The organism is Tabrizicola sp., assembly GCF_030694085.1.
GTDB lineage: Bacteria > Pseudomonadota > Alphaproteobacteria > Rhodobacterales > Rhodobacteraceae > Tabrizicola.
Map to the genome: position 1 here is coordinate 98,164 of NZ_JAUXZE010000032.1, position 11,978 is coordinate 110,141.

General features: G+C 65.2%; 10 protein-coding genes and 1 tRNA gene. 7 read left to right on the forward strand and 4 right to left on the reverse strand.

The window, feature by feature from the left end; all coding sequences use genetic code 11:
• Window positions 1-202: 202 nt before the first annotated feature.
• A tRNA-Asp gene (locus Q8M85_RS04700) sits at window positions 203-279 on the reverse strand.
• Window positions 280-352: 73 nt separating this feature from the next.
• On the reverse strand, window positions 353-1,288 hold the full coding sequence (locus Q8M85_RS04705) for a pirin family protein (RefSeq protein WP_305540894.1): 936 nt from the start codon (window positions 1,286-1,288) through the stop codon (window positions 353-355).
• A 311-nt stretch (window positions 1,289-1,599) separates the two neighbouring features.
• Between Q8M85_RS04705 and Q8M85_RS04710 the strand changes: the two genes are divergently transcribed.
• The 7 genes from Q8M85_RS04710 to Q8M85_RS04740 all read left to right on the forward strand — a co-directional run bounded on the left by Q8M85_RS04710 (window position 1,600) and on the right by Q8M85_RS04740 (window position 10,232).
• Window positions 1,600-3,621, forward strand: coding sequence for a CocE/NonD family hydrolase (locus tag Q8M85_RS04710; protein WP_305540897.1), 2,022 nt, complete (start codon window positions 1,600-1,602; stop codon window positions 3,619-3,621).
• A 101-nt stretch (window positions 3,622-3,722) separates the two neighbouring features.
• A complete protein-coding gene (locus Q8M85_RS04715) occupies window positions 3,723-5,321 on the forward strand; it encodes an ABC transporter substrate-binding protein (protein WP_305540900.1) in 1,599 nt (532 codons plus the stop codon).
• Window positions 5,322-5,331: 10 nt separating this feature from the next.
• Entirely contained in the window at window positions 5,332-6,288 is a 957-nt protein-coding gene (locus Q8M85_RS04720; protein WP_305540903.1) for an ABC transporter permease, read from the forward strand.
• The gene (locus tag Q8M85_RS04725; RefSeq protein ID WP_305540906.1) at window positions 6,285-7,100 is read left to right on the forward strand and encodes an ABC transporter permease; all 816 of its coding nucleotides are present in this window, start codon (window positions 6,285-6,287) and stop codon (window positions 7,098-7,100) included. Before Q8M85_RS04720 ends, Q8M85_RS04725 begins: the two co-directional genes overlap by 4 nt.
• Window positions 7,093-8,727, forward strand: a complete 1,635-nt coding sequence (locus Q8M85_RS04730; RefSeq protein ID WP_305540909.1) for an ABC transporter ATP-binding protein — start codon at window positions 7,093-7,095, stop codon at window positions 8,725-8,727. The genes Q8M85_RS04725 and Q8M85_RS04730 overlap by 8 nt, the downstream gene beginning before the upstream one ends.
• An 87-nt stretch (window positions 8,728-8,814) precedes the next feature.
• The gene (locus Q8M85_RS04735; protein WP_305540912.1) at window positions 8,815-9,648 is read left to right on the forward strand and encodes an alkaline phosphatase family protein; all 834 of its coding nucleotides are present in this window, start codon (window positions 8,815-8,817) and stop codon (window positions 9,646-9,648) included.
• 128 nt (window positions 9,649-9,776) lie between these two features.
• Window positions 9,777-10,232 (forward strand): hypothetical protein, encoded by a 456-nt coding sequence (locus Q8M85_RS04740; protein ID WP_305540915.1) that lies wholly within the window; start codon window positions 9,777-9,779, stop codon window positions 10,230-10,232.
• On the opposite strand, the gene aroB is transcribed toward Q8M85_RS04740, so the two are convergent.
• Complete coding sequence (gene aroB, locus Q8M85_RS04745) at window positions 10,229-11,338, reverse strand: 3-dehydroquinate synthase (protein ID WP_371135199.1); 1,110 nt, start codon at window positions 11,336-11,338, stop codon at window positions 10,229-10,231. The genes Q8M85_RS04740 and aroB overlap by 4 nt on opposite strands.
• Entirely contained in the window at window positions 11,338-11,904 is a 567-nt protein-coding gene (locus tag Q8M85_RS04750; protein ID WP_305540917.1) for a shikimate kinase, read from the reverse strand. The genes aroB and Q8M85_RS04750 overlap by 1 nt, the downstream gene beginning before the upstream one ends.
• Window positions 11,905-11,978: the final 74 nt, after the last annotated feature.

Below are 11,978 nucleotides of genomic sequence, written 5' to 3' on the forward strand. Positions count from 1 at the left end.
CCGGGCGGCGCGGTCAGCCAGGGGCACGGGGAGGACACCAAGGCACCGGAAACGCGGGGACGAAGGTAACGCGACATGGCCAAAAGCATGGCTTTGAGACGTTAATAAACCTCTAACGTCCGCGACCAACCCATTGGTATCACTGGGATATCCAGAAATGTCCACCGTGGACATCCTTGAGGTCGATCCAGGAAAGGGAAGCTGGCGCGGTGGACGGGGCTCGAACCCGCGACCCCCGGCGTGACAGGCCGGTACTCTAACCAACTGAGCTACCACCGCGCGCTGTGGGGCGGGATAGACGCTTCCCCCGGGGGCGTCAATGGGGGAAGCACGGGATTTTCACCGGCCACCGCTACCTTTCCGGTGCCGGGATGAACTCGTCGTCGTCGTGGGGGGGCAGCTTGAATCTGCCGTGCATCCAGTCCCCGGCCCGCCAGGCCTCGCGCGCGGCGTCGATCTTCTCTTTCGAGGAGGCGACGAAGTTCCACCAGATGAAGCGGGGCCCGTCCATCGTGGCGCCGCCGAGAAGCATGATCCGGGCACCCTGCGGGCCTGCCTTGACCGAGACCCGGTCGCCCGGGCGGAAGACCAGCATCCGGCCGGCCTCGAAGGTCTGACCCGCACATGAGATCTCGCCGTCCAGGATGTAGACCCCGCGGTCCTCATGGTCGTCGGGCAGCGGGATCGAGGCGCCGGGCTGGAGGCGGGCGTCGGCGTAGAAGACCTCGGAGGGCATATCCAGGCCGACCTTCTCGCCCCAAGCGGTGCCGAGGATCAGGCGGACCTGTTTTCCCTCGCCCTCCAGTTCCGGCAGGGCGGCGCGTTCCAGGTGGGCAAAACCGGCGGCATCTTCCTCGCGGTCCTTTGGCAGGGCAAGCCAGGTTTGCAGGCCGAAGAGGGAAAGGGGGGCCTTTCGGGCCTCGCCATCGGTCCGTTCGGAGTGAGTGATCCCCTGCCCCGCCATCATCCAGTTGACCGCGCCGGGCTCGATCCAGAGGTCGGTGCCCAGGCTGTCACGGTGGTGCATCTTTCCCTTCAGAAGATAGGTGACTGTCCCGAGGCCGATGTGCGGATGGGGGCGGACGTCGATGCCCTGGCCGGTCAGGAATTCGGCCGGGCCCATCTGGTCGAAGAAGATGAAGGGCCCCACCATCTGCCGCTGGGCCGAGGGCAGCGCGCGACGGACTTCGAACCCGCCAAGGTCGCGGGCGCGAGGGACGATGACGGTCTCGATCTGGTCGACCTGGGTTCCGATCGGAATGGAAGGGTCGAGAAGCGGATTCCACATGGGCTGTCTCCTTTGGAGATGAAGGTAGACCCGGGGGGCCGGAATTTCATCCCGATGTGTCCGCGCGGAGGGTGTGCGGGGGTGAACAGGGAAAAGTGTCCACGGTGGACAAACGCTGAATACCATTTTGTATCAATAGCTTGGTTTCGGGCATTAACGGTTTCTCAACACCTGCAGACACCCGCGCTTCTGCCCCACGGCGCGCGTCGTCGACTGCGTCGCGCCTCGCTGCGCCACCCGACGAGAAGCCGAAGGCGCACGAGGAGGTTTCCCTCACGAGGCGCTTGAATTGCACGAACGGATAATATCGGATGACATCAGAGAATCGGAAAGGCCCCCTCCTCGTGACAATCCGCTCGAATTTCCCTGCCGAGATCACCGAAATCGAAGACCTGTCGATCCCGATGCCCGACGGCACCCGACTGTCCGCAAGGGTCTGGCTGCCCGTCGATGCCACCGCTCGCCCCGTCCCGGCCGTGCTGGAATACATCCCCTACCGCAAGCGCGACGGGACCCTGGCCCGCGACGAGCTGATGCATCCTTACGTGGCGGGCCACGGCTATGCCTGCGTCCGGGTCGACATCCGGGGCAATGGCGACAGCGATGGGCTGATGGAGGACGAATACTCGGCGCAAGAGCTGCAAGACGCCTGTGACGTGATCGCCTGGCTGGCAAAGCAGGACTGGTGCAGCGGCAGCGTGGGGATGATGGGGAAAAGCTGGGGCGGGTTCAACTGCCTGCAGACGGCGTTTCTGCAACCCCCGGCACTGAGGGCGGTGATCTCGGTCTATTCCACGACCGACCGCTTTGCCGATGACATCCACTTCAAGGGCGGCGCTTTGCTGGGGGAAAACTTCGGCTGGGGGTCGGTGATGCTGAGCTATTCGTCGCGCCCCGGCGATCCTCTGCTGCACAATGGCTGGCGCGAGACCTGGTTGCAGCGGTTGCAGAACCAGCCTTTCCATGCGCCGGGCTGGGCGTCGCACCAGACGCGCGACGCCTATTGGAAGCACGGCTCGATCTGCGAGGACTGGGACCGGATGACCGTCCCGATCCTGTCCTTCGGCGGCTGGAACGACAACTACATGAACACTGTGGCCGCGCTGATGGAGAATGCGCGCGGGCCGGTGAAGGGGATCATCGGGCCCTGGGTGCATCAGTATCCGCATACGGCAGTGCCGGGACCGAAGATCGGGTTCCTGCAACTTGCGATCCGCTGGTGGGACCGCTGGCTGAAGGACATCCCGAACGGGGCCGAGGATGATCCGGCCTTCCGCGCCTACATGCTGCACTCGGCACCGCCGAACCCAAGCGCGGACCACCGCGACGGGCACTGGATTGCGGAATCGGAATGGCCGACGCCCCGGGTGTCGCGCCGGGTTTTGCTGGTTTCGGATGCGGGGTTGGGGGTTGCTGGGCCGCTCACAGCCAGCCTCTGCACGCCGCAGCATCTGGGCATGACGGCGGGCGAGTTCTTTCCGATGGGGCTGAATGGCGAGATGTCGGGCGACCAGCGCACGGATGATGCGTTGTCGGTCTGTTTCGATGCGGCAGCCTTGTCGGAGCCGCTGGAGCTGCTGGGCGCCGCAAGACTGTCGCTGCGTCTGGCGTCGGACAAGCCGCTGGCCTTCCTGGTGGCGCGGCTGTGCGACGTGGCGCCGGATGGGTCCTCGGTCAGGATCGCGCATGGCATCCTGAACCTCTGCCACCGCCGCAGCCCCGAAGCGCCGGAGCCGATGCTGCCTGGCGTGCCGGAGGATGTGACGCTGGTCCTGGACCAGATGGGCTATCGGGTGGCCGCGGGGCACAAGCTGCGGCTGGCGCTGTCGACGACCTACTGGCCCTTCGTCTGGCCCAGCCCCGAAGCGGCAACGCTGCAGATCAGCCAAGCGAGTCTGGACCTGCCGGTCCATCAGGGGACGGGCGAGGAATGGGTGCCTCCACCCGCCGAGACGGCAGCCCCCTGGAAGCACCGGATGCTGCGGGTCGGGTCGGCCAGCCGCAAGATCGAGAGCGACCTGATTGCGGGCCGTCATGCGCTGGTGGTCGAGGACGACCAGGGCGACCCGGAGAACCTGACGCATGGGCTGGTGACGGGCGAGCATACGACGGAACGCTGGGAGATCGGTGCAGACCCCTTGTCCGCGCGGGCCGAGATCACCTGGGAGCAACACCTGTCGCGCGGCGACTGGCGGGTGCGGACGCGGGCCGAGACGGTGATGACCGCGACGGCCACGCATCTGCGGATGCAGGCGATCTTGACCGCATGGGAGAGCGGAACAGTCGTTTTCCAGCGCGACTGGGACGAGACGGTTGCACGAGACTTTGTGTAACCGCGCGTGAGAAATCGTTTGTCGCACGGGGCGGTTCGCGGTTTATTGATCCTCAAGTCAACAAAAGAATCCCCGAAACGGGGCCAATCAGGGAGACGGCAATGAACGACAAGCACAAGCAGCTTGACTGGATGGTGGCGCAGGCCAAGCAGGGTCGGATGACCCGGCGCGAATTCGTCGGGCGGACGACGGCCCTTGGCGTGTCGGCGGGCCTTGCCTCGGCGCTGTTCGGCAAGGCGGTGCAGGCGCAGGAGGCCAAGAAGGGCGGCGTGATCCGTGTCGGCATGCAGGGCGGGGAATCGACCAACAGCCTTGATCCGGCGCTGGCGGCTTCGGAAGTGCCGTTCCAGGTGAACATGACCTGGGGCGAGATGCTGTGCGACGTGAACCCTGACGGCACGATCGACCCGCGGATCGCCGAAGAGATCTCGTCCAACGCCGACGCGACGGAATGGAAGTTCAAGATCCGCGCGGGCGTGGAATATCACGGCGGCGGCACGGTGACGGCCGAGGACGTGGTGGCGACGCTGAAGCGGCACACCGACGAGAAGGCGCAGTCCGGCGCACTGGGGATCGTGCAGGGCATCACGGACATGAAGGCCGAGGGGGACATGGTCACCCTGAAGCTGAACGCAGCCAACGCCGACCTGCCCTTCCTGATGGGCGACTATCACCTGATCATCCAGCCCGGCGGCGGCGTGGACAATCCGGCGGCTGGCATCGGCGCGGGGCCCTACCAGGTCGTCGTGAACGAACCCGGCGTCCGGCACACGTTCAAGAAGCACGCGAACTACTTCGACAGCACCATCGGCCATGCCGACGAGGTCGAGATCCTGGTCATCAACGACAACACGGCGCGGACGGCGGCGCTGCAGTCGGGCCAGATCCACATGATCAACCGGGTCGACCCGAAGATCGTCGACCTTCTGAAGGGCGTGCCGGGGGTGCAGATCAAGGCCGTCCCGGGTCGGGGGCACTATGTCTTCATCATGCACTGCGACAAGGCCCCCTTCGACAACAACGACCTGCGGATGGCGCTGAAACTTGCGATCAACCGGGGCGAGATGGTCGAGAAGATCCTGGGCGGCCTTGGCACCCCGGGCAACGACTTCCCGATCAACGCGGCCTACCCGCTGTTCGAGGACACGTTCGAGCAGCGTGAATACGACGCGGCGAAGGCGGCAGAGTATTATGCGAAGTCCGGCCATGACGGCAGCCCGATCGTTCTGGCGACCGCTCCGGGGGCTTTCCCGGGCGCGGTCGATGCGGCGAACCTGTTCGCGGCCAGCGCCAATGCGGCGGGCATCCCGTTGCAGGTGAAGCTGGAGCCCGATGACGGCTACTGGTCGAACGTCTGGAACGTGGCGCCGTTCTGCGCGTCCTACTGGGGCGGGCGGCCGGTGCAGGACCAGATGTACTCGACGGCCTATCTGTCGACCGCCGAATGGAACGACACCAAGTTCAGGAACGCCAAGTTCGACGAGCTGCTGCTTGCCGCCCGGGGCGAGCTGGACACTGCAAAGCGCAGCGGCATGTACAGCGAAATGGCGCAGATCCTGCGCGACGAGGGTGGCCTGATCCTGCCGATGTTCAACGACTTCGTGTCGGGCGTCAGCGACAACATCGGCGGCTGGGTCGACGACCCGAACGGCGAGCTGATGAACGGTCGTGCGCAGGTCCGTTGCTGGCTGAACGCCTGAGGCCGGCCCGGTGCATCCGATCCTGAAACTGCTGGTCCAGCGCATCGCGCTGGGCCTCCTGCTCTTGCTGGCCGTGTCCGCAGTGATCTTCCTGGGCGTCGAGGCGCTGCCCGGCGATACCGCACAGGCGATCCTGGGCCAGCAGGCGACGCCCGAGGCGCTGGCCAACCTGCGCGAGAAGATGGGGCTGAACGAGCCACCGCTGACGCGCTATTTTCAGTGGCTGGGCGGTATCCTGACGGGTGATCTGGGCAAGGCCCTGACGAATGGTGCCGACATCGCGCAGTCGATCGGGCAGAGGCTGGGGAACACGCTGTTCCTGGCCGGATGCGCTGCGGCCATTTCGGTACCGCTGGCGATCCTGCTTGGGCTGACCGCTGCGCGCCATGCCGGAAAATGGCCGGACAAGGTGATCTCGGGGATCACGCTGACCACGATCAGCCTGCCCGAATTCGTGGCGGCCTATTTCGTCATCTACATCTTCACCCAACTGATCCCGATCTTTCAGCCCGTGGCGATGGTCTTTCCCGGCATGACCTTCTGGGCCAAGCTGAACGCGGTCGCACTGCCCGTCATCGTGCTGGTGCTTGTCGTCCTGGCGCACATGATGCGGATGACGCGGGCGGCGATCCTGAACGTCATGCAGTCCGCCTATATCGAGACGGCAGAACTCAAGGGTCTGTCCCCGATGACGGTGATCTGGCGTCACGCCTTCCCGAACGCCATCGCCCCGGTCGTCAGTGTCGTGATGCTGAACATGGCCTACCTTGTCGTCGGCGTCGTCGTGGTGGAGGTGGTCTTCGGCTACAACGCGCTGGGGCAGTACCTGGTCGACCACGTCACCAAGCGTGACCTGCCCGTGGTGCAGGCCGTCGGCCTGATCTTTGCCGCCGTCTACATCTTCCTGAACATGCTGGCCGACATCATCGGCATCCTGGCCAACCCGCGTCTGAGGCACCCGAAATGAGGATCCCCATTTCTGCCCTCATCGGACTGGTGCTGACCGGCACCTTCCTCTTTGTCGCAATCTTCGCGCAATGGATTGCGCCGTACCCGATCAGGGACGTCTCCGGTGGGCAGTGGGAGGGTCCTTCGGCACAGTTCTGGCTGGGGACCGACACCATCGGCCGAGATATCCTGAGCCGCCTGATCTACGGCGCGCAGATCACCATCTTCGTGGCGCTGGCCTCTTCTGTGCTGGCCTTTTCGCTAGGGGCCTTCCTGGGGTTCCTTGCGGCGGTCAAGGGCGGCTGGATCGATCAGGTCCTGTCGCGGATCGTCGATCTGGTGATGGCGGTGCCCTCGCTGATCGTGGCGCTGGTGATGCTGTCGGTGCTGCCCTTGAACCTGACCGTGCTGATCCTGGTGATGGGGGTGCTGGATTCGACGCGGGTGTTCCGGCTGTCCCGCGCCGTTGCCGCCGACATTGCGGTGATGGACTATGTCGAGGCCGCGAAACTGCGCGGCGAGAAAGGCACCTGGGTCATCTTCCGGGAAATCCTGCCCAACGCCCTGTCGCCCCTGGTGGCCGAGTTCGGGCTGCGGTTCATCTTCGCGGTCCTGTTCATTTCGACCTTGTCGTTCCTGGGCCTGGGCATCCAGCCGCCCTTGGCCGACTGGGGCGGGATGGTGAAGGAAAACAAGGACGGGCTGATCTATGGCAAGTCGGCCGCCCTGTTGCCGGCCGCCGCGATTGCCGCGCTGGCGATCAGCGTCAACCTGGTCGCCGACTGGATTCTGACACGCACCTCCAGCCTGAAAGGAGGCCGCGGTGGCTGATCCCCTGTTGCAGATCAAGGGCCTGGTGATCGAAGCGACGTCCTATCCGCCGGGCGAGCCTCCCAAAGAGGTGACGCTGGTGCATGGGGTGGACCTGACCCTGGCACGCGGCCGCGTGCTGGGCCTGATCGGAGAATCGGGGGCCGGCAAGTCCACCATCGGGCTGTCCGCGATGGCCTACGGGCGCGGCGGTGTGCGGCTGACCGGGGGCACGATCCATCTGAACGGACGGGAAATCCGGCTGGCGGATGCCAAGGCATTGCGCGCCCTGCGGGGGCGCGAGGTGACCTATGTCTCGCAATCTGCGGCGGCCAGTTTCAATCCGGCCAGGCAGATCATGGAGCAGGTTATCGAATCCTCGCTGTCGCATGGGCTGATGACCAAGCCCGAGGCCGAGGCACGGGCGGTGGCGCTGTTCCGCAAGCTGGGGCTGCCGAACCCGGAAAGCATCGGCAAGCGCTATCCGCACCAGGTGTCGGGCGGGCAGTTGCAGCGGTGCATGACGGCGATGGCGCTGTGCCCGAAGCCCGATCTGGTGATTTTCGACGAACCGACGACCGCTCTGGACGTCACCACGCAGATCGATGTCCTTGCCGCGATCAAGGAGGCGATCCGGGATACCCATGTCGCTGCGCTCTATATCACGCATGACCTTGCCGTGGTGGCGCAGGTCGCAGACGACATCATGGTGCTGCGGCATGGCCGGATGGTGGAGTTGGGCGAGACCGGCCAGATCATCCACCGGCCGACGCAGGACTATACGAAGGCGCTGGTCTCGGTCCGCAGTCTTGACCATGTGGAAAAGGCTCCCGCACCGCCGATCCTGCAGGTGCAGAACCTGACGGCGCGGTATCGGGGGACGAATTTCGACGTCTTGAAGAACGTCTCGGTGGACCTTCCGGTGGGTCAGACGCTGGCTGTGGTCGGCGAAAGCGGCTCGGGCAAGTCGACACTGGCGCGGGCGATCACCGGGCTTTTGCCGCCGTCGGCGGGGCGGATCACCTTTGCCGGGCGGCAATTGTCGGCGGACCTTGCGGGGCGCACCAAGGACGACCTGCGCGAGATCCAGATGATCTACCAGATGGCCGACACCGCGATGAACCCGCGACAGACCGTGGGCACGATCATCGGGCGACCGCTGGAGTTCTACTTCGGTCTGAAGGGCGAGGCGCGGGACCGCCGGGTGCAGGAGCTTCTGGACCAGATCGAGATGGGCAAGGGATTTGCCGACCGCTTTCCGGCGGAACTTTCGGGGGGCCAGAAGCAGCGGGTCTGCATCGCGCGGGCGCTGGCGGCGAACCCGAAGCTGATCATCTGCGATGAGGTGACCTCGGCGTTGGACCCGCTGGTGGCGGACGGAATTCTGAAACTGTTGCTGAACCTGCAGGCCGAAGCGGGGGTGGCCTACCTTTTCATCACGCATGATCTGGCGACGGTGAAGGCCATCGCCGACAAGATTGCGGTAATGTTCAAGGGGGCCGTGGTGCGCTACGGGCAGAAGACCGACGTGCTGACCCCGCCCTTCGACGATTACACCGACCTCTTGCTGTCCTCGGTCCCGGAGATGGAACAGGGCTGGCTGGAACAGGTGATCGCGCATCGGAAGATGGAAAGTGCGGGGAACTGAACTGCTGCTCGTCGATGACTGCGTCGCTCCTCGCTGGGGTGCCATCCGACGAGAAGACGAAGTCGCACGAGGAGGCGTCCGGCCGAAATGACCAAACTTCTGCTTATCATCCTGGACGGAGTCCCCTACCGGAACTGGCGGCGGCTCTTCGGCAACCTGGAAGGCTGGGTCGAACAGGGCGAGGCCCAGGTGCGGCGGATGCGGGCGGTGCTGCCTTCGACGTCGGCGTCCTGCTACGCCTCGATCCACACCGGGGTGCCGCCGCAGCAACACCACATCTGGGACAATGCGGATATCCGGCGGGTCACCTATCCCGACGTCTTCAGCGAGGTGACGCTGGCGGGAAAGAAGACGGGCGCCGTGACGCACAGCTACTGGTCGGAATTCTTCAACCGCGCGCCCTTCGATGTGGTCCGCGACATCGAATATGACGAGCCGGGGGGGCCGATCACGCACGGGCGGTTTCACACGATGCACGGCTACGGGCACGCGAACCAGATGACGCCGTCGGACCATGATCTATTCGGGACGTTGACGCGGCTGTGCGAGGTCAAGGGCATCGACTACGGCATCCTGCACACCTGCACTCTGGACAGCATGGGCCACCGCTTCTTCCACGACTGCGCCGAGATGGACCATGCCTGCTTCCACATGGACGCGATCCTGGCCCCGTTCCTCCACCGCTGGCGGAAATCGGGCTACGAGGTCATCGTCACCGCCGACCACGGCCAGGACGCGCGCGGGCATCATGGCGGGACCGGCGAGGATCAGCGGGACTTTGCGTTCTATTACTTCGGAACCAGCAGTTTGCCGCCCGAAGATCATGTGCTGGATCAACTGGCGCTGGCGCCGTCCATCTTGACGCGGATGGGGGTGCCGGTGCCGCCGACGATGCAGGCCAAACCCTTCTTCACCCCCTGAACCCCCGATATTCACGACCCGGTGTGCAGCACCTGGCGGCAGTCCCGACCTCTGGACATGCTGCCGAATTCGCCGCATAGACGCGCGACCGGCCCCGCCTGACGCCCTTTTCGGAGACCTGCCTGCCGATGACTGCAAAGACCCGCCTCCTGATCATGGGTCTGATTCTGCCGCTGGCGGCCTGTGCGAGCGGCACCAGCCCGATGCAGCTCTATCCGTTGCAGGGCCCCATCGCGGATGCCGACCCGACGCTGGTCATCCAGGCGACGGCGAAGAACACCACCGGCACGTCGGGTGAACTTACCTTCCGCCTGCCCGAACGCGGGCGCTGCACCGGCACCTGGTCCTCGCTGACCCCGCGCACGGTGTCGAACACCAAGGGGATGTCGCTGACCTTCAAGAAGACCGGCGGCGAAGTCGGGCGGGAGATCGAGACGGTCGCAGGCGTGAACAACGGCGAGATCTATGCCGTCTGCGCCGATGGGACCCGCGTGCAAGGCACCTTTGTCATCGGGTCGGGCACGGCCAGCGGCACCGGCCAGGCCTCGGACACCAACGGAAACGTCTACAAGCTGCTGTTCTAGGACCTTAGGGCGTCGTCCAGCACGGAGCGGACGGTGTCGCCCGGCACGTCGTCGGCAACGAAGGCGTGACCGACCCCGCGCGCGAGGATGAAGCGCAGCTTTCCGTCCACCACCTTCTTGTCCTGACCCATCAGCGCGATCAGCGCCTCGGCCCCCGGCAGCGCGCCAGGGATGTCGCGGATGTCGGTCTTCATCCCCATCGCCTTCAGATGCGCGCGGACGCGGCTGGGGTCTTCCTGGCTGCAAAGGCCAAGACGGGACGACAGCTCGAACGCCAGGGCGCAGCCGATGGCAACGCCTTCGCCGTGGAGCAGGCGGTCAGAGTATCCTGTCGCCTTTTCAAGCGCATGGCAGAATGTGTGGCCAAGGTTCAGAAGCGCGCGCTCGCCCTCTTCCGTCTCGTCGCGCGACACGATTCCGGCCTTCATCTCGACCGACCGGGTGACGGCGCGCAGGCGGGCGGCTTTATCGCCAGACCGAAGCGCGGGGCCTTCGCGTTCCAGCCAGTCGAAGAAGGCGGCGTCTCCGAGAAGCCCGTATTTCACCACCTCGCCATAGCCCGACAGGAAGTCGCGGTCGGCCAGTGTGTCGAGGACGTCGATGTCGGCAAGCACCAGGCTGGGCTGATGGAAGGCGCCGACCAGGTTCTTGCCCTGTGCGGTGTTGATCCCGGTCTTGCCGCCGACCGAGCTGTCCACTTGCGCCAGAAGCGAGGTTGGCAGCTGCACGAAACGCACGCCCCGGCGCAGAATGGCGGCGGAAAAGCCCACCAGATCGCCGATCACGCCGCCGCCAAGTGCCAGGACCACGTCCTTGCGTTCCACCTTCTGTTCCAGAAGCCATTCGGTGCAGCGGGCCAGGTTTTCCCAGTTCTTCGTCCCCTCGCCCGGCGGCAGTGCCAGAGCGGTCGAAGCGATGCCTTCGGCCTGTAGCGCCGATTGCAGCGCAGGCAGGTGCAGGGCCGCGACGGAATCTTCGGTCACGATGGCCACGCGCTGCCTTCGCAGAAGGGGCGCGATCTCGGTCCCGGCACGGGCCAGGAGGCCATGACCGATCCGCACCTGGTAGGAGCGTTCGCCCAGGTCAACCGCAACAGTGTTCAAGATCAGACCTCCAGCACGTCGGGCCGTGTTTTCAGCGCCTCGACCACGCGGGTCGCCATCTCGTCGACGGACCGTTCGGCAGCACTTTCCACCACGATGTCGGCCATCGCATAAAGCGGCTGGCGGGCCTCGTAAAGCGCGCGCAGCGTCTCGCGCGGGTTGGCGGTGCGCAAGAGGGGCCGTGTCGTCTTGTGGCGGACGCGCTGCCAGAGCAGTTCCAGGTCCGCCTTCAGCCAGACCGAAACACCGACGTCATGGATCAGCGTGCGATTCGCAGGCGCCAGGAAGGCCCCGCCCCCGGTCGACAGCACGCAGGGCGTTGCGCGCAGCAGGCGGTTGATCACTTCGCTTTCTCGGGCACGAAAGAAGGGCTCGCCGTCGCGTTCGAAGATCTCGGCGATGGAACGGTTGGCGGCGCGGACGATCTCTTCATCCGAATCCTTGAAGGGCACGCCCAGCTGTCGGGCGACCGCGGTGCCGACTGCGGTCTTGCCGGCCCCCATCATTCCCACAAGAACAACCGTCTTGACCAATCGCATGGCACACCGTTCCTCTGGCCCCGCGGGCAAGGACTTGCCGACGGGAAAACTTTCCCCCTCAATGGCGTGAAGTCTTCCCCAATGCTATATAGATTTGCAATGGC